Origin of the sequence: Microbacterium sp. (assembly GCF_048259935.1) — a bacterium.
Lineage (GTDB): Bacteria > Actinomycetota > Actinomycetes > Actinomycetales > Microbacteriaceae > Microbacterium.
Genome location: NZ_JBLXHF010000001.1, coordinates 476908 through 497755 on the forward strand (window position 1 = coordinate 476908; position 20848 = coordinate 497755).

21 protein-coding genes are annotated in these 20848 nt (G+C 65.2%); 16 read left to right on the forward strand and 5 right to left on the reverse strand.

Annotated features, from left to right (window positions below; all coding sequences use genetic code 11):
* The first annotated feature begins 49 nt into the window (after positions 1-49).
* From atpB to ACN0RC_RS02240, 12 genes are all read left to right on the forward strand, one after another.
* Positions 50-850 carry a F0F1 ATP synthase subunit A gene (gene atpB / locus ACN0RC_RS02185; RefSeq protein ID WP_417508411.1) on the forward strand — a complete coding sequence of 267 codons (801 nt, stop codon included), beginning with the start codon at positions 50-52 and terminating at the stop codon, positions 848-850.
* Between the two features lie 49 nt (positions 851-899).
* Complete coding sequence (atpE, locus tag ACN0RC_RS02190; protein WP_417508412.1) at positions 900-1148, forward strand: F0F1 ATP synthase subunit C; 249 nt, start codon at positions 900-902, stop codon at positions 1146-1148.
* Between the two features lie 28 nt (positions 1149-1176).
* On the forward strand, positions 1177-1728 hold the full coding sequence (locus tag ACN0RC_RS02195) for a F0F1 ATP synthase subunit B (RefSeq protein ID WP_417508413.1): 552 nt from the start codon (positions 1177-1179) through the stop codon (positions 1726-1728).
* Entirely contained in the window at positions 1728-2516 is a 789-nt protein-coding gene (locus ACN0RC_RS02200) for a F0F1 ATP synthase subunit delta (protein ID WP_417508414.1), read from the forward strand. The genes ACN0RC_RS02195 and ACN0RC_RS02200 overlap by 1 nt, the downstream gene beginning before the upstream one ends.
* 47 nt (positions 2517-2563) lie before the next feature.
* Entirely contained in the window at positions 2564-4204 is a 1641-nt protein-coding gene (gene atpA, locus ACN0RC_RS02205; RefSeq protein WP_417508415.1) for a F0F1 ATP synthase subunit alpha, read from the forward strand.
* A 17-nt stretch (positions 4205-4221) separates the two neighbouring features.
* The gene (locus ACN0RC_RS02210) at positions 4222-5124 is read left to right on the forward strand and encodes a F0F1 ATP synthase subunit gamma (protein ID WP_417508416.1); all 903 of its coding nucleotides are present in this window, start codon (positions 4222-4224) and stop codon (positions 5122-5124) included.
* Positions 5125-5147: 23 nt separating this feature from the next.
* Entirely contained in the window at positions 5148-6599 is a 1452-nt protein-coding gene (gene atpD, locus ACN0RC_RS02215) for a F0F1 ATP synthase subunit beta (RefSeq protein ID WP_417508417.1), read from the forward strand.
* A 2-nt stretch (positions 6600-6601) separates the two neighbouring features.
* Positions 6602-6862, forward strand: coding sequence for a F0F1 ATP synthase subunit epsilon (locus ACN0RC_RS02220; RefSeq protein ID WP_417508418.1), 261 nt, complete (start codon positions 6602-6604; stop codon positions 6860-6862).
* A 100-nt stretch (positions 6863-6962) separates the two neighbouring features.
* A complete protein-coding gene (locus tag ACN0RC_RS02225) occupies positions 6963-7709 on the forward strand; it encodes a YaaA family protein (protein ID WP_417508419.1) in 747 nt (248 codons plus the stop codon).
* Positions 7710-7802: 93 nt separating this feature from the next.
* Positions 7803-8588 carry a large exoprotein gene (locus tag ACN0RC_RS02230; protein WP_417508420.1) on the forward strand — a complete coding sequence of 262 codons (786 nt, stop codon included), beginning with the start codon at positions 7803-7805 and terminating at the stop codon, positions 8586-8588.
* Positions 8589-8668: 80 nt separating this feature from the next.
* Positions 8669-9517: a PP2C family protein-serine/threonine phosphatase gene (locus ACN0RC_RS02235; RefSeq protein ID WP_417508610.1), complete on the forward strand. Its 849-nt coding sequence runs from the start codon at positions 8669-8671 to the stop codon at positions 9515-9517.
* 63 nt (positions 9518-9580) lie between these two features.
* On the forward strand, positions 9581-12349 hold the full coding sequence (locus ACN0RC_RS02240; protein ID WP_417508421.1) for an FtsK/SpoIIIE domain-containing protein: 2769 nt from the start codon (positions 9581-9583) through the stop codon (positions 12347-12349).
* Between the two features lie 12 nt (positions 12350-12361).
* Here the strand turns inward: ACN0RC_RS02240 and ald are convergent, their stop codons facing one another.
* Positions 12362-13474 (reverse strand): alanine dehydrogenase, encoded by a 1113-nt coding sequence (gene ald, locus ACN0RC_RS02245; protein WP_417508422.1) that lies wholly within the window; start codon positions 13472-13474, stop codon positions 12362-12364.
* 57 nt (positions 13475-13531) lie between these two features.
* The gene (locus ACN0RC_RS02250; RefSeq protein ID WP_417508423.1) at positions 13532-14527 is read right to left on the reverse strand and encodes an asparaginase; all 996 of its coding nucleotides are present in this window, start codon (positions 14525-14527) and stop codon (positions 13532-13534) included.
* A 31-nt stretch (positions 14528-14558) separates the two neighbouring features.
* Between ACN0RC_RS02250 and ACN0RC_RS02255 the strand changes: the two genes are divergently transcribed.
* Positions 14559-15032, forward strand: coding sequence for an OsmC family protein (locus tag ACN0RC_RS02255; RefSeq protein WP_417508424.1), 474 nt, complete (start codon positions 14559-14561; stop codon positions 15030-15032).
* A gap of 3 nt (positions 15033-15035) precedes the next feature.
* Here ACN0RC_RS02255 and ACN0RC_RS02260 read toward each other — a convergent pair whose 3' ends face one another.
* A complete protein-coding gene (locus tag ACN0RC_RS02260; RefSeq protein WP_417508425.1) occupies positions 15036-15848 on the reverse strand; it encodes a lysophospholipid acyltransferase family protein in 813 nt (270 codons plus the stop codon).
* A gap of 141 nt (positions 15849-15989) precedes the next feature.
* On the opposite strand from ACN0RC_RS02260, the gene ACN0RC_RS02265 reads away from it, so the two are divergent.
* Both ACN0RC_RS02265 and dxr read left to right on the forward strand, forming a co-directional pair.
* Positions 15990-16943: an FKBP-type peptidyl-prolyl cis-trans isomerase gene (locus tag ACN0RC_RS02265; RefSeq protein ID WP_417508426.1), complete on the forward strand. Its 954-nt coding sequence runs from the start codon at positions 15990-15992 to the stop codon at positions 16941-16943.
* 28 nt (positions 16944-16971) lie between these two features.
* Positions 16972-18054, forward strand: coding sequence for a 1-deoxy-D-xylulose-5-phosphate reductoisomerase (dxr, locus tag ACN0RC_RS02270; protein ID WP_417508427.1), 1083 nt, complete (start codon positions 16972-16974; stop codon positions 18052-18054).
* Positions 18055-18116: 62 nt separating this feature from the next.
* On the opposite strand, the gene ACN0RC_RS02275 is transcribed toward dxr, so the two are convergent.
* A complete protein-coding gene (locus ACN0RC_RS02275; RefSeq protein ID WP_417508428.1) occupies positions 18117-18809 on the reverse strand; it encodes a YcnI family protein in 693 nt (230 codons plus the stop codon).
* Between the two features lie 93 nt (positions 18810-18902).
* On the reverse strand, positions 18903-19475 hold the full coding sequence (locus ACN0RC_RS02280) for a hypothetical protein (RefSeq protein ID WP_417508429.1): 573 nt from the start codon (positions 19473-19475) through the stop codon (positions 18903-18905).
* Positions 19476-19526: 51 nt separating this feature from the next.
* Between ACN0RC_RS02280 and ACN0RC_RS02285 the strand changes: the two genes are divergently transcribed.
* On the forward strand, positions 19527-20837 hold the full coding sequence (locus ACN0RC_RS02285; RefSeq protein ID WP_417508430.1) for a M50 family metallopeptidase: 1311 nt from the start codon (positions 19527-19529) through the stop codon (positions 20835-20837).
* Positions 20838-20848: the final 11 nt, after the last annotated feature.

A 20848-nucleotide genomic window follows, 5' to 3' on the forward strand; every position in this document is an offset into this window, starting at 1 on the left:
ACCCAATCTTCGCGTCGATTCTCATCGATGCCCAGAAGCTGGAGCAACGTTGACTCACGCCGCGAGCCTCCTCGTCCGTTTCGCATCGGATGAATTCCACCCACCCTCGATTTCAGAGTTCTTCCCGGAGATCCTCTTCAGCATCGGGCCGCTCTCGGTGCACCGCATCCATCTGGTGCAGTTCCTCGCGACGATCGTCGTGGTCCTGATCCTCTGGCTCGGCACCCGCAAGCTGAAGCTCGTCCCCGGCCGCGGTCAGGGCGTCCTCGAGATGCTCTTCGACATCGTGCGCGTCAACATCGGCCACGACATGATGGGCAAGAAGGACGGCGACCGGTTCCTGCCGTTGCTGACCACGATCTTCTTCATGACGCTGATCTTCAACATCACGGGAATCATCCCGTTCCTGAACATCGCCGGAACCTCGATCATCGCGGTGCCCCTGATGCTCGCTGTGATCTCCTACGTCACGTTCATCTACGCAGGGCTCCGCAAGAGCCCGTGGGGCTTCATCCGCAACTCGCTGTTCCCCCCCGGGGTTCCGCCGGCGCTGTACATCATCGTCGCGCCGCTCGAGTTCATCTCGACGTTCATCGTCCGTCCCGTCACGCTGACGCTGCGACTTCTGATGAACATGATGGTCGGTCACCTCATGCTGGTGCTGTTCTTCGCAGCGACCCAGTTCTTCATCTTCTCGATGGGCGGGTTCTGGACGGTGCTCGGTGCGGGAACGCTCGCATTCGGTTTCGCCTTCACGGCCTTCGAGATCCTGGTGGCATTCCTCCAGGCGTACGTCTTCACCATCCTCACCGCGGTCTACATCCAGCTCGCAGTCGCGGACGAACACTAAGCAAAGCTAACGGGGCGCTCCGGTGCCCCAACAATGAAAGGAAGATCCAGTGGATCCCATCTCTGTTCTCGCTTCGATCAACGTCGACATCACCGGCTCGATCGCGAACGTCGGCTACGGTCTCGCCGCTATCGGCCCGGCCATCGGCGTGGGCATCGTCGTCGGCAAGACGATCGAGGGCGTTGCTCGCCAGCCTGAGCTGTCCGGCAAGCTCCAGGGCACCATGTGGATCGGTATCGCCTTCACCGAGGCACTCGCGTTCGTCGGCATCGGCGTGGCGTTCCTCTTCGGCTACTGATCCGACCGACCACACGTAAGGAGACAGGATGCTGAACGCTCTTGTCACGCTCGCAGCCGAGGAGGCGGAGCACAACCCGCTTCTCCCGGCGATGTACGACATTGTCTGGTCCGCGGTCTGCTTCGTTCTCATCCTGATCGTGGCGTGGAAGGTTGCACTCCCGAAGGTGGCGAAGATGCTCGATGAGCGCTCCGCCGCGATCGAGGGAAACATCGCCAAGGCCGATGAGGCACAGAAGCAGGCTGAGGCCGCGCTCGAGGAGTACACCCGCCAGCTGGCTGAAGCACGCACCGAGGCCGGTGAGATCCGCGACGCCGCCCGTGAGGACAGCAAGAAGATCGTCGCCGAGGCCAAGGAGACTGCAACCGTTGAGGCTGCACGCGTCACCACCGCAGCGCAGGCACAGATCGAGGCAGAGCGTCAGTCGACGCTCGTCGCCCTCCGCTCTGAGGTCGGCACTCTCGCGATCGACCTCGCCGGTGGCGTCGTCGGAGAGACGCTGTCGGATGATGCTCGTGCCAACGCTGTCGTCGATCGCTTCCTTGCAGACCTCGAAGCTTCAGAGAAGGCGGCGAAGTAATGGGCAGCGCGACCACTCAGGCACTCGTGGCTTCGACGGCGGCTCTCGCTCAGGCGAAGGGCGTCACCCTCGGTACGGCCGGTGAGCTGTTCACCGTCGCACGACTAGTGGGCGAGTCCGGGCAGCTGAGCGGCGCGCTTGCCGATCCTGCCGCTCCGGTCGAGCTTCGCCAGAAGGTCGTCACGACGGTGTTCGCCTCGATGTCTGAGACTGCGCAACAGGTTGTTTCTGTCGCAGTGGCTCAGCGCTGGTCGGATGCTCCGGGCCTCGTCGCGGGGATCGAGGAGCTGGCCATTCGTGCGGCAGCGATCGCCGAACCCGCAGCCGACATCGAGGGCGAGCTGTTCGCGTTCCTGCGCGTGATCGCGGGCAACGCAGAGCTCGAGCTCGCACTCGGCGGCCGACTCGGAGACAACAATGCCAAGGGCACGCTCGTCGAGACGCTGATCGGTGGTAAGGCAAGCGCCCCTACCGTGCTCATCGTCTCGTCCCTCGTGCGCCAGCCGCGCGGGCGTCGCGTGCGTCAGTTGCTGAACCGGGCGATGAAGATCGTCTCGGCACAGCGCGGCCGCATCGTCGCCACAGTGCACACGGCGGCTCCGCTGTCGGATGCCCAGCGCAACCGACTCAGCGCCGCACTGACCGAGCGCTACGACGGTCAGGTCTCGGTGAATGAAGTGATCGACCCCCTCGTCGTAGGCGGACTGCGTGTGCAGATCGCCGACGACGTCATCGACGGCAGCATCTCCGCGCGGCTCGCCGATCTTCGACAGAAGCTCGCGGGCTAATACGACTTCGCGCGGGCAACCGCGCACCCAGATACAAAGGGAAGACAATGGCAGAACTTTCGATCAGCCCCGACGTCATCCGTGACGCGCTGAAGGACTTCGCCGCTGCGTACGAGCCCACCGGCGCGGCAGCGACCGAGGTCGGCACCGTCGTAGACGCTGCGGACGGCATCGCCCACATCGAGGGTCTCCCCGGTGTGATGGCGAACGAGCTCCTTACGTTCGCGAACGGCACACAGGGCCTCGCGCTGAACCTTGACGAGCACGAGATCGGAACGGTCGTCATGGGCGACTTCTCCGGTATCGACGCCGGACAGGAAGTTCGCCGCACAGGCGAGGTTCTGTCGGTCGCCGTCGGCGACGGCTACCTCGGCCGCGTCGTGGACCCGCTCGGCAACCCGATCGACGGCCTTGGCGAGATCGCCTCCGAGGGTCGTCGTGAGCTCGAGCTGCAGGCCCCCGGTGTTATGCAGCGTAAGAGCGTGCACGAGCCGATGCAGACCGGCATCAAGGCCATCGACGCCATGATCCCGGTCGGCCGTGGTCAGCGTCAGCTGATCATCGGTGACCGCCAGACCGGTAAGACCGCGATTGCGATCGACACGATCATCAATCAGAAGGACAACTGGGACTCGGGCGACGTCAACAAGCAGGTTCGCTGCATCTACGTCGCTATCGGTCAGAAGGGGTCGACGATCGCATCCGTGAAGGGTGCTCTCGAGGACGCTGGCGCGATGGAGTACACGACGATCGTCGCGGCTCCCGCCTCTGACCCGGCCGGCTTCAAGTACATCGCTCCCTACACGGGTTCGGCGATCGGTCAGCACTGGATGTACGGCGGCAAGCACGTCCTGATCATCTTCGATGACCTCTCCAAGCAGGCCGAGGCATACCGCGCGGTTTCGCTTCTTCTTCGTCGTCCGCCGGGCCGCGAGGCTTACCCGGGCGATGTCTTCTACCTGCACTCCCGCCTGCTGGAGCGTTGCGCGAAGCTGTCCGACGAGCTCGGTGCTGGTTCCATGACGGGTCTTCCCATCATCGAGACCAAGGCGAACGACGTCTCGGCCTACATCCCGACCAACGTGATCTCGATCACCGACGGCCAGATCTTCCTGCAGTCCGACCTGTTCAACGCCAACCAGCGTCCTGCTGTCGACGTGGGCATCTCGGTCTCGCGAGTCGGTGGTGACGCTCAGGTCAAGTCCATCAAGAAGGTCTCTGGAACGTTGAAGCTCGAGCTGGCGCAGTACCGCTCGCTCGAGGCCTTCGCGATGTTCGCGAGCGACCTCGATGCAGCATCGCGTCGTCAGCTCGACCGTGGCGCGCGTCTGACTGAACTGCTCAAGCAGCCGCAGTACTCGCCGTACCCGGTCGAGGACCAGGTCGTCTCGATCTGGGCTGGTACCAACGGCAAGCTCGACACCGTGGCGGTTTCTGACGTGCTGCGTTTCGAGCGCGAGCTGCTCGACCACCTGCGTCGCAACACCAAGATCCTCGACAACCTGCGTGAGACGAACGTCCTCTCCGACGAGATCGTCGCCGAGCTTGAGAAGCAGGTCGACGCTTTCGTGCTGGAGTTCCAGGGCGGCAAGGGCCAGTCCATCGGAGCTGTGGGCAACGAAGAGCACGCAGCTCAGGATCTGGACGACGTCAACCAGGAGAAGATCGTCAAGGGTCGTCGCGCCTAACGCGCGGGTACTGAAATATGGGCGCTCAACTCAGGGTCTACAAGCAGAAGATCTCTTCTGCTCAGACGACCAAGAAGATCACGAAGGCGATGGAGCTCATCGCGGCTTCGCGCATTCAGAAGGCGATGGCGCGCGTGCGCGCGTCGTCGCCGTTCGCGCGAGCTGTGACGCAGGCCGTGTCGGCTGTCGCGACGCACTCCAACGTCGACCACCCGCTCACGCGTGAACCAGAGATGATCCGTCGGTCAGCCGTCGTGGTCTTCTCCTCGGACCGCGGCCTTGCCGGTGCCTTCAACTCGCAGATTCTTCGCGAGGCGATGGAACTTGGTGAGCTCATCCGGTCGCAGGGCAGTGAACCGGTCTACTACCTCGTCGGCCGCAAGGCTGTCGGGTACTTCCAGTTCCGAGGCATTGCTTCGGCTGCGGAGTGGATCGGAGATACCGATACGCCGCACTTCAAGACCGCAGAAGAGATCTCGGCAACACTGCTCGAGGCCTTCAACCGCGATTCTGAAGACGGCGGAGTGGACGAGCTTCACCTCGTCTACAACCGGTTCGTCAGCATGATGACGCAGGAGCCCGAGACAGTGCGACTGCTGCCGCTCGAGATCGTCGAGAACGATGCAACGGTCGAGAACTCTGGCGCGGTTTATCCGCTCTACGAGTTCGAGCCTGACGCTGAGACCGTGCTTGACGCGATTCTGCCGGTGTACCTGCAGAGTCGCATCTTCAACGCACTGCTGCAGTCGTCCGCCGCGAAGCAGGCTGCGACGCAGAAGGCTATGAAGTCGGCGAGCGACAACGCTGACAAGCTCATCACCGATTACACCCGCCTTCGCAACAACGCGCGTCAGGCGGAGATCACGCAGCAGATCGCTGAGATCGTCGGCGGCGCCGACGCCCTCTCGTCGAGCAAATAGACCATCAAGAAAGAGACGAAGATATGACCCCCACCGCCACAGCTGAGGCTGGGACCGCGGTCGTCGGGCGCGTCGCACGCGTCACGGGCCCGGTCGTCGACATCGAGTTCCCCCACGACTCGCTTCCAGACATCTACAACGCCCTGAAGACGACGATCACCATCGGCGAAGAGAAGACCGAGATCACTCTCGAGGTTGCTCAGCACCTCGGCGACGACCTCGTTCGCGCGATCTCCTTGAAGCCGACGGACGGCATGGTTCGCGGCCAGGAAGTGCGCGACACCGGTGAAGCCATCTCGGTTCCGGTCGGAAACGTCACCAAGGGCCGAGTCTTCAACGTCATCGGCGAGGTTCTCAACGCCGAGCCCGGCGAGCAGATCGAGATCACCGAGCGTTGGCCGATTCACCGCCAGGCTCCGAACTTCGACCAGCTCGAGTCGAAGACCCAGATGTTCGAGACCGGCATCAAGTCGATCGACCTTCTGACCCCCTACGTGCTGGGTGGAAAGATCGGTCTGTTCGGTGGTGCAGGTGTCGGTAAGACGGTCCTCATCCAGGAAATGATCCAGCGTGTTGCGCAGGACCACGGTGGTGTGTCCGTGTTCGCCGGTGTCGGTGAGCGTACGCGTGAGGGCAACGACCTGATCGCCGAGATGGAAGAGGCGGGCGTCTTCGACAAGACCGCCCTCGTCTTCGGCCAGATGGACGAGCCGCCGGGAACGCGTCTGCGCGTCGCGCTTTCTGCTCTGACGATGGCGGAGTACTTCCGTGACGTGCAGAAGCAGGACGTGCTGCTGTTCATCGACAACATCTTCCGCTTCACGCAGGCAGGTTCCGAGGTTTCCACGCTTCTGGGCCGTATGCCTTCTGCTGTGGGTTACCAGCCGAACCTCGCCGACGAGATGGGTGTGCTCCAGGAGCGCATCACCTCGACGCGTGGACACTCGATCACCTCGCTGCAGGCGATCTACGTGCCTGCCGATGACTACACCGACCCGGCGCCGGCAACGACCTTCGCGCACCTTGATGCAACGACCGAGCTCAGCCGTGAGATCGCGTCGAAGGGTCTGTACCCCGCTATCGACCCGCTGACCTCGACGTCGCGCATCATGGACCCCCGTTACTTGGGCGAGGACCACTACCGCGTGGCGACCACGGTCAAGCAGATCCTTCAGAAGAACAAGGAACTGCAGGAGATCATCGCGATCCTCGGTGTCGACGAGCTCTCCGAAGAGGACAAGATCGTCGTGTCACGCGCGCGTCGCATCCAGCAGTTCCTTTCGCAGAACACCTACATGGCGAAGAAGTTCACCGGTGTTGAGGGTTCGACGGTTCCGCTCAAGGAGACCATCGAGTCGTTCGACGCGATCGCCAAGGGCGACTTCGACCACGTGGCCGAGCAGGCCTTCTTCAACGTCGGCGGCATCGGTGACGTCGAAGAGAAGTGGGCGCAGATCCAGAAGGAGAACGGCTGATCATGGCATTGCAGGTCAGCCTTGTCTCCGCGGACGCGGAGGTCTGGACGGGAGAGGCGTCGCTCGTTGTCGCCAAGACCGTCGAGGGCGAGATCGGCATCATGAGCGGTCACGAACCGATCCTGGCGATCCTCGCCGAGGGAGAGGTCCGCATCACGAAGCTCGATGGCACGAAGGTGCTCGCGAACGCTCAGGACGGCTTTCTCTCGATGGAGGGCAGCACTCTGACGATCGTCGCGGGTAACGCGGCGCTCATCGCCTGAGTCGACTCTCGAGAACGCGCTCGCCCCTCGTCAGCTCACACCGATCTCCGGTCCCTGAGCCTGTCGAAGGGCGGGCGCGTTCTCGCGTGAAGAGGTATGAATGAAGATCCTCCTCCCTCCATCTGAGACCAAAAAGCGCGGTGGCTCCGGCGCTGCGCTAGATCTTGCCTCGCTCAGCCTTCCTTCCCTCGCCCCGCAGCGCGAGGAGGTTGTCAGTGCTCTTGTGGCGCTGGCGGGCGACACTGCTCTTTCGCGACGTGTGCTCAAGCTCAGCGAACGGCAGCTCGGCGAGATCGAGCACAATCGTGCACTGCGCGTGGCGCCGACGATGCCCGCTGTCGACCGCTATACCGGAGTGCTGTACGACGCACTGGATGCCGTGTCTCTGAACGCAGCATCCCGACGCTGGCTGGGGCGGCACGTGTGGGTGCATTCCGCGCCGTTCGGACCAGTGGGCGCGCTGGAGCGCATCCCGACATATCGTCTGGCGGCGGGGACTGCGCTGCCGGGTGTGCCCCCGCTGCGACGGCACTGGGCGAAGGGCGTGACCTCTGCCATCGAATCCGAGCAGCCAGAATTCATCCTGGATCTGCGAAGCGAGGCCTACGTCGCGCTCGGACCGATTCCGGCATCCGTTCCCTCGGTCTACGTGCGCGTCGTGACCGAGCACGGGCGCGCCCTGAATCACTTCAACAAACGAGCGAAAGGCGAGCTCGTCCGGGCACTGGCTGAGCAGAAGCCGCGGGTTCGGACCCTCGCAGCGCTGGTGGAATGGGCCTCTTCGCAGGACATCGAATTCCGTTCGGCAGAGAAGCCCGGAACCGTGGATCTCGTCGTCGGGTCGTGACAGTGACCGCGTGTGCCTGTTGCGCTGGTTCTCTGGCACGCTAGTGTGTGTCACGCGATGCGAGAATGCGTCGTTCATTCCATGGAGGGGTAAATGGATAACTACTATTACGACACAGGTGCTGCAATAGCGGCGCTTTTCGCGTTCATCGCGGTGGGGTTGATCTTCGCAGTCGCAGCCTATGTCGTGACATCTATATTCATGATGAAGGTCTTCGAAAAGGCTGGAGTCCAGGGTAAGTGGCGCGCGTGGATCCCCATCTACAACAGCATGATCTTCACCAAGCTCGGCGATCTGTCGCCCTGGTTGATCCTCTACTCGTTCGGCGGAGCGATCGTGCTGTCGTGGATCCCGGTCCTCAACATCTTCGCTGGCCTGCTGAGCCTTGCCGGTGGTGTCGTCATGGTGATGGCCGCATACCGTGTGGGCCAGAAGCTGCAGAAGGAAGGCGCATGGGTCGTCCTTTACATCTTCCTGTCGATCGTGTGGCTCGGCATCATGGCCTTCGACAAGTCGCGCTGGAACACGCAGGTCGCACCCGCTCCATGGGCCGGTAACGGCTTCTTCGCGGATCGTACGGTCTGGGACGGGATTCCCGTGCAGTCTTCGGCCGCGGCCGCACCCGGTTACGGCGCACCGCAGGGCTACGCGGCACCGCAGCAGCCCGACTACCCGCAGCAGCAGGCTGGCCAGCCCGGCTACCCGCAGCAGCCTGCCCCTGGCTACCAGCCTCCGGCAACGCCTCCGGCTGCACCGGCTGCACCGTCCGTGCCTCCGGCCGCACCGGCCGCACCGGCGACCCCGCCGACTACGCCGCCTCCGGCTGCACCCCCGGCTCCGCCTGCACCTCCGGCGGACCCGAACCAGCCTCCCGCATGATGTATGACGAAGGACCCTCGAGAAATCGAGGGTCCTTCGTCGTTCATACGCCGTTGCTCCGCTAGCGTAGAGGGATGGATATGTCCCGCGCCGCCGCGCAGACTCACAGCGTCGCCGTCACCGATCAGGATGAGATCGTCCTGACGTGGGCCGGCGCAACCGATACCGGGCATCGGCGCGACAACAACCAGGATGCTCTCCTCGCGCAGTTCCCCCTGTTCGTCGTCGCAGACGGGATGGGCGGTCACGCCGGCGGCGAGATTGCGAGCCAGAGCACGATCGAACGGCTGAAGGAAGTCGTCGATTCGGGCGAGGTGACCACTGACGCGATCGAAGACGCACTCGAGCGCGCGGTCGCGGATATCGCGTCTCACCCCGAGACCACCGATGAGGGCACCGGAACCACGCTGACAGGCGTGTTCTTCGAGATCGTCGATGGCGAACCGCGTTGGGTCTCGCTCAACATCGGTGACTCACGCGTATACCTGCTGCGTGAACAGCGCCTTGTTCAGGTGACGACTGATCACTCCGTCGTGCAGGAGCTCATCAGCTCTGGTCGGTTGAGCCCCGAAGAAGCAGAGAGCCACCCTTACAGCAACGTGATCACTCGCGCCGTGGGTGCGAGCGAGCTCACGCCGCCTGATTATCTCGGCATCGAGGTCTTCGACGGGGATAAATTCGTCATCTGTTCCGATGGCCTCACCAAAGAGCTCACCGACTACGGCATTCAGCACTTCCTTCGCGAGAAGAGCGACCCCGCAGAGGCGGTTGATGCGATGCTCGCTGCGGCGCTCGAGAACGGCGGCCGCGACAACGTCACGCTCATCGTCGTCACAATCGCACGCACCGGCGGGTTCGATGAGGCAGTGGCCGATACGGTGTCGATCCCCACGGTCACTGACTCCTCCTCCACATCAGACGAGTCCTGACCGTTCACGCGATCTGCTGGGGATAAGCGTTCACCGCGAGTGTTCGTGCCCTCCAATAGGGGGATGGATCTCGAACCACTGACGCTGCCCGTCGCACCCGAAGAACCCAAGCGCCAACCCATCCCCGTCCTCGCGGCGGTCGTGCCGATCGCTGCGGGCGTGGTGCTGTGGTTGATCACCGGTTCGATCTTCTCGCTGTGTTTCGCCGCTCTCGGCCCGCTGATGATCGGGGCGTCTCTGCTCGACGGCATCCGAAGCAGACGTCGCGCGCGTCGCGCGGCATCAGAACAGCAGGCGCAAGGCTGGCGCCGCGTTGAACAAGAACTCAGCCGGCGGCATCGTCGTGAGCGGCGCGAACTGCAGTCGGCGCATCCGGATGCCGCGTCATGCGTGCAGGACCCACCGCTGCGTGATCTGCGAGCGATTGATGAGACCACTCAGATCGTGGTCGGTTCCGGTGCTCGCCGCAGCAGTCTGCGCGTGACTGGGGATGACAGCGATCGTGCCAGGGGGTTTCGCGAGAAGGCATCGCAGGTGATGGATGCTCCAGTTCTCACTCCTCTCGGGAGGGGCGTGTGCTTTCGCGGGCCGCTGCCGGTCGTCGCAGCTGCGGCGCGCGCGTTGATCGTGCAGCTGTGTCTGCGGTACTCGCCTTCGCAACTGGCGTTGTGCGGGGGCGGCCTTGAGGCGCTGGGAGTCCATGGCTTTCCGCACGCGGGACGACCCAGGCGCGGCGCGCTGCGAGTGGCGGTGGTCATCGGTGATGGCGACGCTGACGATGGCGTCGCGCAGATTCGCCTGCGCTCATCAGACGGTGAAGTCCCGGAAGGGGTCACCACCGTGATCGATTGCGCTGACCCTATGCACGCGCGACTGCGCACGACGGGGGAATCGACAGATATCGCCGTCGAGTGTCTGTCCAGGCCTCAGGCGGTCGCGATCGCGGCGTCGGCCACAGAGCGGGAGGGCGAGATCGCGCAGCTGCCGGATGTCGTCGCGCTGGCGGAGATCACCGGACAAGATCAGCAGCGTGATGGGCTCGGAGCGGTCATCGGTCGGACGGAGAGCCGAGATGTCATGCTCGATCTCGTCGAAGATGGCCCGCACGCGATCGTCACCGGAATGACGGGGTCCGGCAAGAGTGAGCTTCTGGTCACCTGGATCGCTGCCATGGCGCTCGCGCACAGCCCGGAGCACGTGGCGTTCGTGCTCGCCGATTTCAAGGGTGGGACGGCTTTCGACCCGCTGCGTGATCTGCCGCACGTGTCGGCAGTCATGACTGATCTCGACCAGGAGGGTGCCAGGCGCGGTGTGGAGAGTCTGACGGCAGAGCTGAGGCGACGCGAAGCCGTGCTGGCGGGGGTCGGCGCCCGCAACATCGGCGAGGCGAGAGGTGAGCTCGGTCGCCTGGTCATCGTCGTCGACGAGTTCGCAGCTCTTCTGCAAGAGCATCCGCATCTTGGCGTCGTGTTCACCGATATCGCAGCCCGAGGCAGAGCGCTCGGCATGCATCTGATCCTCGGGACCCAGCGCGCCGCCGGAGTGATCCGTGACGCCCTCGCGGCGAACTGCCCGCTGCGGGTGAGTCTTCGCGTCACAGACGCTGCCGACAGCAGACTGGTCATCGGCTCTGACGATGCCGCGGAGCTCCCAGGAGGGGCCCGTTCGCGCGGGATGGCATTCGTGCGACGCCCCCAGGACGCTGATCCCGCTGCCGTGCGCATCGCGCTGACCGGCGCGGGTGATCTCCGCCGAGCCGGCTCCCGATGGACGGATGCTGAGCGGCCGACGAGTCCATGGCTGCCGCCGCTTCCGCGACAGCTTCCCCTTGAGGGCCTCGCGACGAATGCGGCATCCGGTGGACAGGGCGGCCTGCTGCTGGGGTTGGCAGACGAACCAGAGCGGCAGAGCCAGACACCGTTCGTGCTGCGTCCGGGCCTCGATCGCGGGATCGCTGTTGTGGGCGGAAGCGGCTCTGGCCGCTCGAGTGTGCTGCGGGTGCTTGCTGTACAGCGTCCCGATGCGGCGCTGATTCCCGCTGACCCCGAGCAGGCCTGGGACGTGATCGCCGCTCTCGATGGCGCAGATGCTGTCGGAGGGGAACTGGTGCTCTGCGACGATCTCGACCAGTTGGTGGGATCATTCTCCGTGGAACACGGTCAGCTCCTGCTCGAACGGTTGGAGAAGCTGGTGCGCACTGCGGCGGCACGGCGCCGAACCGTCGTGATCACGACCGGACGCGTGTCAGGGCAGATCGCGAGAGTGCTCGAAGCACTTCCGGTGCGCATGCTGCTGCGCACGGGAACGAAGCTCGAGCACCTGGCTGCGGGCGGAGACAACGACGGATACCACCGTGACCGTCCGGCAGGCCGCGCGCGCGTCGACGGGACCGAGATCCAGGTCGCGTGGACGGAGTCACCGCTTCGCCCGGCCACGGTGGCCGGGGCACCCACGTGGGAACCTCGGTCAGACCTCGTAGGAGTCGTGGCACCTGGGGTGCGCCGTATTGCGCAGGCACTGCGCGCAGCGCACCCGGAACACGGGGTGATCGCGCTGGGAGACAGCCATCCTGAGACCTCAGCTCTGACGCGAGGCATCCTCGTCGGAGACGCCGAGAGCTGGCAGCGCCAGTGGACGCTGTGGCAGCGCATCAGAAGCGATGGCGAGATGCTGGTGCTCGCTGAGTGCGCGGCGGAGCTGCGTTCGCTCGCTGGATGCCGGGAGATCCCGCCCTACTCGGAGACGCACAGGGGGAGGGCCTGGAGCATCCATGACGGGAGCGCGCCGCGTCGCGTCGTCATCGCTTCGCTGGATCCGCTCGCGGTGCGGTGAGGGCGCTGGAGGTCAGAGGACGGACTCGAGTGTCTCTCTGCTCATTCCGTGAGCCACCGCGACGCCCTCGTTGATCACGGCTCCGGCAGCGACGTTCAAGCCACCGGAGAACGCCGTGTCAGTGCCGAGGGCGGTGCGCCATCCCTGAGCGGCGATCCTCCGCACATACGGCAGCGTGGCATTGGTGAGTGCGGAGGTCGAGGTGTTCGGCACTGCACCGGGCATGTTGGCGACGCAGTAGAACACCGTGTCGTGCACAGCGAAGGTCGGGTCAGCGTGGGTGGTGGGATGCGTGTCCTCGAAGCATCCGCCCTGGTCGACGGCAATATCGACCAGAACGCTGCCAGGGCGCATCTGCGCGACCATCTCGTTCGTGACGAGTTTGGGTGCGCGCGCACCGGGGATGAGCACCGAACCGATCACGAGATCGGAGTCCAGCACAGCGCGGCGCAGATCCAGAGGGTTGGATGCTGCGGTCTTCACCCGCCCGGCGAAGTGATCATCGAGCATCCGCAGGCGGGGGATATTGGTATCGAAGACCGTGACGTCCGCGCCCATGCCGCTGGCGATGACTGCCGCGTTCGCTCCGGCCACACCGCCGCCGATCACGGTGACGGTCGCGGGGCGAGTACCCGGCACCCCGGACATCAGGAGCCCTAGACCACCGTTCGAGCGCATGAGAGTGTTCGCGCCGACGAGCGGCGCCAGCCGGCCCGCGACCTCGCTCATCGGAGCCAGCAGCGGAAGGCTGCCGTTCTCGAGCTGCACGGTCTCGTATGCGATCGCGGTGATTCCACTCGCAACGAGGCTCTCGGTCAGCGGCCGATCCGCGGCGAGATGCAGATAAGTGAAGAGCACGAGGTCCTCACGGAAGTAGGCGTACTCGCTCGCGACCGGTTCCTTGACCTTGAGGAGTAGCTCGGCACGTGCCCAGACCTCTGCGGCATCGCTCAGCAGCGTAGCGCCAGCCTCGGCGTACTCGGCATCCGGCATTGACGAGGCGATACCCGCGCCTTCCTGCACGAACACCTCATGGCCTGCAGTAACCAGATCATGCACACCAGCCGGTGTCAGGGCGACGCGGTACTCGTTGTTCTTGATCTCACTGGGGACACTGATCCTCATGGTGATCTCCTCTCTGCCCTCATCGTTGAGGGAGTGCGCGGCCCCGGGGTCAGGGCATCAGATTCCGGCGCCGGGACGGATCATCCCGACGTTGTTCCCCCCGCCGAGGACGGCGAGCGGAAGTATTTGAGTCAGCGCTGCGACATCCGCTTCGCTGAGTGCGCCTGCGCGTGCGAGCAGGGTCGCAGCGACGACCGTCGAGGCCCGACCTGCGCCATCGAGCATCTTGAGAGCAACGGTCGCTCCGTTCGGCGCGACCATGACCATGATGCCCTCGGCTCCGCCCTTCGCGAAGACACCGAGCGTCTCAATGGCGAGAGTGTCTGGCCTGCCAGGGCCCTCGATGGTCCACGGGTTCTCTTTGACCGCACGCACCAGAGCGCCCGCCACGCGATGCAGAGCGAACGGCGACCGCTCGGAGGCCGCGCCGATGCGGTGGATGCTTCGCGCGAGCCCTGCGAGCGTGAGGGCATGCACTGGAGCGCCGCAGCCATCGATCGACGTGTGTGCGATCTTCTCTCCGGTCAGTCGCTCGACGACCTCGCGGATGTGCAGCTGAAGCGGATGCGACGGTTCGAGATAGCCGTCGGTCGGCCAGCCGGACGCGACGCAGGCGCGCAGCATGACCGCGTGCTTTCCGGAGCAGTTCATCCGAATCCGCGTGGGCTGCCCGTGCTCGCGCACCAGTTCATCGCGCGTCGGGGTGTCGCCGGGCCAGGCCGGGGGACAGGCGAGGGCATCCTCGGTCAGCCCACCGGCTGTCAGCACATCGCGCACGACGTCGGCATGCCGGTCCGTACCCGAGTGGCTCGCGGTGGCCATGGCAAGCTGTTCGCCCGCGAGCTCAGCGCCTGCGGTGACGCACGCGATCGCCTGCAGCGGCTTCAGGCTGGAGCGGGGGAGGAAGAGCGCATCGGGGTTGCCGAGTCTGCGGACGACGTCGCCCTCGGGGGAGAGGACGATCGCGGCTCCCGAATGTCGGGATTCGACGAAGCCGCTCCGTTCGACGACAGCGAGTTCTACAGCATCCGCGACAGTGAGAGTCTCCAGCACCAGACAAGCCTATCTCTGTCACACTTGCCCCATGGGTCTCGGCGAACACGAATACGCGCTCACAGCAACCTGGACGGGCGACCGGGGGACCGGCACGAGCGGGTACCGCGAATACGCCAGGGATGTCACCCTCGCCGTCGAGGGAAAGCCAGATCTGCTGGCCTCCGCTGACAAACCGTTCCGTGGGGATCCGTCGCGGTGGAACCCCGAGGACATGCTGCTGGGAGCGCTAGCCGAGTGCCACCTGCTGTCGTACCTGCATGCGTGCGTGACGGCCGGTGTCGTGGTGGTGTCCTACCGGGACCACGCGACCGGTGTGATGACCGAGGACGGCAGAAGCGGTGGGGCGTTCACCGACGTGCTGCTGCGGCCAGAGGTCGTTGTCGCCGACGCATCCATGATCGAGGTGGCCACGAGCGCACATGAGGATGCGCATCGGATGTGCTTCATCGCGAATTCGGTGAACTTCCCGGTACGCCATGAAGCGATCGTCACCGCGAGATGAGCCCTAACGGCGCTCGTGCGGAAGCGCCTGCTTGATCTTCTCGATGGCGCCCTGTGCGGGTGGCTCGTTGTAGACGCCCGCCAGCTGCTGACCGCTGAGCGCGTGGATGCCGGCCATGATCTCGTCCGTTGCCAGACGCCGGGCCCTGCCGCTCGTGGCAGGACCGTGCACCGAGACATCGATCGGTTTGCCGAAGCGCACGGTGGCACGCTCTTTCATCGAGGGGATCTTGGCGCCCTTGGGCATGACCTTGTCCGTGCCGATGAGGCCGACCGGAACAACCGGTGCTCCCGTCTGCAGCGCGAGGAACGCCACCCCGGTGCGGCCCTTGTAGAGCCGCCCGTCGGTCGATCGTGTGCCTTCGGGGTACAGCGCCACTGTGAGCCCCTCGTCGAGCAGCTGTCGCTGCTGGTCCAGTGCATCCAATGCGGCTTGACCTGCTCCGCGGCGCACGGGGATCGCGCCGATCGATGTGAAGAAGGTGCGCTTGAGGGTTCCGGCGAATCCCTTCCCCTCGAAGTACGACGACTTCGCGAGGAAATGCACGCGGCGCGGTGCGGCGACGGGGATCGCGATCGAGTCGATGAACGACAGGTGATTGCTGGCGAAGATCACGGGTCCGTCGGTGGGGACGTTCTCGCGCCCCTCGACCTTCGGCCGGTAGATGAGCCGGGCCAGCGGAGCGATGATCGCCCGACCGAGGGCGTACGCCGCGCCGGCATGGCGTGGGGAAGCGCCTGATGATGCGGCCTCGGTGGAATCTTCCGAACCTGCCTCAGGAGTCGACTCAGGGGTGTCGGACAGCGCAGAGGTCATCAGATCAGGCTACCCCTGGTTCTATTCCTCTTCGGGAATGGGGCCAGAGCGCCCTGCCGCGCGACGGTGCGCTCATTCAGCAGGAGCAAAGGCGCGTACGGCAGTATTGAGAGGTTCCCGCTTCCGATCAGAGGTATCCCTGTGCGCACACGCTCGCTCCTGGCCCTGTCCACACTCACCGCTGCCACCCTGCTGTTGGCCGGGTGCTCTGGGACGGCCGGTGACACCGGCGACAGCACCGATGGCGCAGCCGCTGACTTCTGCTCAGCGACAGTCGCATCAGGTGCGGCTTCCGACGGCGTCACCGTCGATGGCGATTTCGGGACGGCATCCACTGCGGAATTCGAACTCGGCCAGAAGGTCGAAGAGGCGCAGCGCACCGTGCTCGATAAGGGCGACGGCAAGGCCATCAACGATGGGGATTACGTCAGCTACGCGCTGAGCGCCTTCGATGGCGACTCCGGCGAGCGTCTGGGAGACGCCGGTTACGCCGCGGGTGAGCTGCTTCCTGCGCAGCTGACGGCAGACGCGCCAATGGGCCAGCTGATCGGTTGCGCCACGGTGGGCTCGCGCCTGTCGGTCGTGTTCCCCACGACGGATGCTGCCGCCGCTCAGTACTACATTCTCGACGTCCTCGATGTCGTTCCTTCTGCCGCATGGGGCAAGGACCAGGCGCCGGTCGAGGGCATGCCGAAGGTCACCCTGGCAGACGACGGTGAGCCGAGCCTCGAGATCCCGGATGGCGATGCGCCGACCGAACTGCAGATCTCCGTCCTCAAGGAGGGCGACGGCATGCCCGTCGAAGACGGAGACACGACGTTGCTGCAGTACTACGGCGTCGACTGGGCGACCGGCGAGAGCTTCGACTCCTCGTGGGCGAAGGGTGAGCCGATCTCGATCGAGGGCAACACCTACGTTCCCGGGTTCGTTCAGGCGCTCGCAGGGCAGAAGGTCGGCTCGCAGGTGCTCGTGGTCATTCCTCCGGCACTCGGCTACGGCGAAGAGGGCTCCAGCGATCACGAGCTCGCCGGCAAGACGCTGGTCTTCGTGATCGACATCCTCGCCACGATGCACCCGGCTGTCGCCGCCGGATAGCACTTCCCGCGGGGCATAGGCTGGCGGTATGCGTCGCATCATCGTCCTCGGCTCGACAGGTTCCATCGGTACGCAGGCGCTGGATGTGATCCGTGCTAATCCACGGCGGTTCGAACTCGTCGGAATGGCTGCAGGCAGCAACGCCGAGCTCCTGGCCGATCAGGCCCAGCAGTTCCAGGTCGAGCACACGGCGCTGGGCGCTGAGCAGGCCGAGCAGCTCGTCCGCGATGTCGAGGCCGACGTCGTGCTCAACGCGATCACCGGATCGATCGGGCTCGGGTCGACGCTTGCCGCGCTGAAGGCCGGGCGCACGCTCGCGCTCGCGAATAAGGAATCACTCATCGTCGGTGGCGAGCTGGTGACTTCGGCAGCATCCGAAGGTCAGATCGTGCCCGTGGACTCAGAGCACTCCGCGCTCGCTCAGGCGCTGCGCTCAGGGACTCATGATGAGATCCGACGCCTCGTCGTGACGGCATCGGGTGGGCCCTTTCGAGGTCGCAAGCGGGATCAGATGCAGAACATCACACCCGCGGAGGCGCTCGCGCATCCGACGTGGGACATGGGGCGCGTCGTCACGACGAACTCGGCAACTCTGGTGAACAAGGGGCTCGAGGTGATCGAGGCCCACCTGCTCTTCGATGTCGACTACGACGACATCCAGGTCGTGGTCCACCCGCAGTCGATCGTGCACTCGATGGTCGAGTTCATCGACGGATCCACGATCGCGCAGGCATCGCCGCCCGACATGCGGCTGCCGATCTCGCTCGCGCTGGACTGGCCGCACCGCATCGGCGGCGTCGGACGCCCCCTGGACTGGACCCAGGCCTCGAGCTGGGACTTCGAGCCGCTCGACGACGAAGCCTTCCCCGCGGTCACCCTCGCCAAGAGCGTCGGCCGGGCGGGTGGCACGTTCCCCGCCGTCTTCAACGCAGCCAACGAGCAGGCGGTCGAAGCGTTCCACGAGGGCCGGCTGCCGTTCCTCGGAATCGTTGACACGATCGCCCGCGTCGTCGACGCGCACGATGCGCCGGGCACCTTGACGATCGAGTCCTTGACGCATGCTGAGGACTGGGCGCGTCGGACCGCCGACAGCCTGATCGCGTCGGCGTGATCCATCCGTCATAGCGCGAGGCGAGGGGTGCGCCGGGCAGCCGTCCGGCGCACCCCGAGCGATCAGTTCGTGCTTTCGCTTCGTCCGCGTCGCGCGGTGCGGATCGCGATCACGAGCGCGATGATCCCGGCGGCGAGGCCTGCTGAACCGAGAGCCGTTCCGATCGCGGGCAGCGGACCGGATGCGTCGGGCGCACTGGCATCACCGGTGCTCGCCCCGTGCTCGGCGTGCCCGGCGTGCCCGGCATCCGACCCCCCGATCGCAGAGGTACCGACGGTCACGACCGGTGCAGGCGCCTCGAGATCGTGCGGATCCTCGCCGTCCTCTGCGATCTGGACCCACTCGTTCGTCCCTGTTTCGCAGTTCTGCTCGACGGGGAACACGAGAGTGTCTGGAGCCTCCTCGCCGAGTCGAACGGCCATCGTCACCGCTCCTCGCAGATCATGCGCAACGGGCGCTGCCGCGGTGTAGGTCACCGCAGAGACGAGGCCGTTGTCTGCTCGTTCGACGGCGATGTCCCACAGTGAGTCTGCTGTGGGGGAGACCGAGGCGAGCCCGTCCGGCATGGTGATGCGCAGGGATGTGGTGGGCGAGTTCTCGCATCCGTGGGTGAACGAGAACGAGAGGACCGCAGAGCCTTCTGGCGCTATGGAGTCCGGACTGACCCCGACGTGCGCTTGTGCGGCGGCGGGGGCTGCGAGCACGAGGCCTGCGGCGAGAGCGGCGATGAGGGCGCCACGATGTGTTTTGCGCATGTTCTTCTCCTGGAACGTATTGCAGAGTGTTCTGCATGCGGGCACGCCGACGAGACGCGCAGCCGCGGGAATGATCGATACGTGTGCGGCAGTTCAGCCGCGGGAGAAGACCGGTGGACCGCGTCGGGAGAGGTCTCCGACTCGGATGGCCTGGATGATCGTGCGAGCGGTGACCGCGATGGATGCGGGCACCGGCCAGGTGGTCTGCAGATGAGGCACGCGTGCGCGCAGTGCGCTGCGCATCCATCGAGCGATGGCGCGCAGAAGGCTCTCGCCGCGCCACAGCAGGGCGATCGTGAAGACAGCGGCGATGATGTGCGCGCCGAGCATCCCGGCATCCGCGGCGACGGTGTCTGTGGGGGGCCCGAGTGCGAGCACGTGGTTGTGGCCTGCGCCCGCGATCGTGGGGGTGGCGGTTGCGTTCAGCGCGACGAAGAGCGTGTGGAAGACCGTCTGCGAGAGCAGCACGGTCGCGCTGAGGCGAACAAGGCTCGGACGGCTTCCGACCAGCAGCGCGGCGATCGGGGTGACGAAGACGCCCAGCGCCACGATCAGGAGCGGGTGAGGTGCTGTTCCGCCGCCGATGGTGTGTGAGACCGCGGCGAGGATAGTCGCGACCGATGACGCAGCGGCGCCGCGAACCAGTCGGAGCTGCCGGGAAGTCACCGCCTCAGTTTATGCGGCAGATTCCTAGTCCGTGCGCAGTAGCGTTGGGGCGTGGAAATCCTCCTCTACGTCATCGGCATCGTCTTCATGCTGATCGGGCTCGGCCTCTCGATCGGGCTGCATGAGATCGGGCACCTCGTGCCCGCGAAGCTGTTCGGCGTGCGCGTAGGACAGTACATGATCGGTTTCGGGCCGCGCGTGTGGTCCAAGCGGATCGGTGAGACCGAATACGGCATCAAAGCACTGCCGGTCGGTGGCTTCATCTCGATGTCGGGGATGTATCCCGCATCCGATGGCAAGCCAGTGCGAGGACTCTTCGCATCGCTCGTCCAGGACGCCCGCTCGGCGAATGATGAGACGATCGCTGAGGGCGCCGAGGGCCGTGTGTTCTACCGCCTTCCCGTCTGGAATCGCGTCATCGTCATGCTCGGCGGTCCCGTGATGAATCTCATCCTTGCGGTGGTGATCTTCACCGTGCTGGCATCCGGCATCGGTCTGCAGCAGGGGACGACGACGATCGCCGGTGTCACGGAGTGCGTCCTGCCCGCTGGGACGACGCAGACCGAATGCGAGCCCGGTGACCGCGCCTCACCCGCCGCTGAAGCAGGGGTCCTGCCCGGCGATGTTCTTGTATCGGTCGATGGGATCTCCGTTTCGGATTTCGCTGCCGCCACGGCGATCGTGCAGGCCTCTCCTGGAGACGCACTCGACATGGTCGTCTCGCGTGACGGCGAGAACGTGCACCTCTCGATCACCCCGATCGCTGCCGAGCGCGCGCTGACCGATGCCGGTGGTCAGCCGAAGCTCGATGCGGACGGAGAGCAGATCATCGCTGAAGTGGGTTACGTCGGCATGAGGGCCCAGATGGGGTTCGTGCCGCAGCCGATCGGCACGGGTGCTGTCATGGCCGGTGACAACGTCGTGCGGGTCGCGGAGCTGATCGTGCAGCTCCCGGTGAAGCTGTGGAACATCGGCGCCTCAGTCGTGACCGGCAGCGAGCGGGATCCGAATGGCCCGCTCAGCGTTGTCGGCGTCGGGCGCCTCGCCGGCGAGGTGGCGGCGACGGATGCTCCGATCCTGAACCGCTTCATCTTCTTGCTGAGCCTGCTCGGATCATTGAACATCGCGCTGTTCGTGTTCAACCTCATCCCGCTGCTTCCGCTGGACGGCGGTCATGTCGTGGTCGCGCTGTGGGACGGCATCCGTCGTGCGTGGGCGAAGCTGTTCCGCCGCCCGCCTCCGCCGCCCGTGGATGCGACCAGGCTGGTCCCGCTGACCATCGTCGTCGCCGTGCTGCTCATCGCGATGGGCGCGCTGCTGATGATCGCGGACGTGGTGAACCCGATCGATCTGCTTCAGTAGGCGCGCTCCGC

What these genes read in the sequence shown, in the direction of transcription:
- ald (WP_417508422.1), bottom strand. Translation starts at nt 13,474, where the DNA reads ATGAGGATCAGTGTCCCCAGTGAGATCAAGAACAACGAGTACCGCGTC.
- ACN0RC_RS02220 (WP_417508418.1), top strand. Translation starts at nt 6,602, where the DNA reads ATGGCATTGCAGGTCAGCCTTGTCTCCGCGGACGCGGAGGTCTGGACG.
- dxr (WP_417508427.1), top strand. Translation starts at nt 16,972, where the DNA reads ATGCGTCGCATCATCGTCCTCGGCTCGACAGGTTCCATCGGTACGCAG.
- ACN0RC_RS02275 (WP_417508428.1), bottom strand. Translation starts at nt 18,809, where the DNA reads ATGCGCAAAACACATCGTGGCGCCCTCATCGCCGCTCTCGCCGCAGGC.
- ACN0RC_RS02225 (WP_417508419.1), top strand. Translation starts at nt 6,963, where the DNA reads ATGAAGATCCTCCTCCCTCCATCTGAGACCAAAAAGCGCGGTGGCTCC.
- ACN0RC_RS02255 (WP_417508424.1), top strand. Translation starts at nt 14,559, where the DNA reads ATGGGTCTCGGCGAACACGAATACGCGCTCACAGCAACCTGGACGGGC.
- ACN0RC_RS02195 (WP_417508413.1), top strand. Translation starts at nt 1,177, where the DNA reads ATGCTGAACGCTCTTGTCACGCTCGCAGCCGAGGAGGCGGAGCACAAC.
- ACN0RC_RS02240 (WP_417508421.1), top strand. Translation starts at nt 9,581, where the DNA reads ATGGATCTCGAACCACTGACGCTGCCCGTCGCACCCGAAGAACCCAAG.
- ACN0RC_RS02235 (WP_417508610.1), top strand. Translation starts at nt 8,669, where the DNA reads ATGTCCCGCGCCGCCGCGCAGACTCACAGCGTCGCCGTCACCGATCAG.
- ACN0RC_RS02210 (WP_417508416.1), top strand. Translation starts at nt 4,222, where the DNA reads ATGGGCGCTCAACTCAGGGTCTACAAGCAGAAGATCTCTTCTGCTCAG.
- atpA (WP_417508415.1), top strand. Translation starts at nt 2,564, where the DNA reads ATGGCAGAACTTTCGATCAGCCCCGACGTCATCCGTGACGCGCTGAAG.
- atpD (WP_417508417.1), top strand. Translation starts at nt 5,148, where the DNA reads ATGACCCCCACCGCCACAGCTGAGGCTGGGACCGCGGTCGTCGGGCGC.
- ACN0RC_RS02200 (WP_417508414.1), top strand. Translation starts at nt 1,728, where the DNA reads ATGGGCAGCGCGACCACTCAGGCACTCGTGGCTTCGACGGCGGCTCTC.
- ACN0RC_RS02260 (WP_417508425.1), bottom strand. Translation starts at nt 15,848, where the DNA reads ATGACCTCTGCGCTGTCCGACACCCCTGAGTCGACTCCTGAGGCAGGT.
- ACN0RC_RS02230 (WP_417508420.1), top strand. Translation starts at nt 7,803, where the DNA reads ATGGATAACTACTATTACGACACAGGTGCTGCAATAGCGGCGCTTTTC.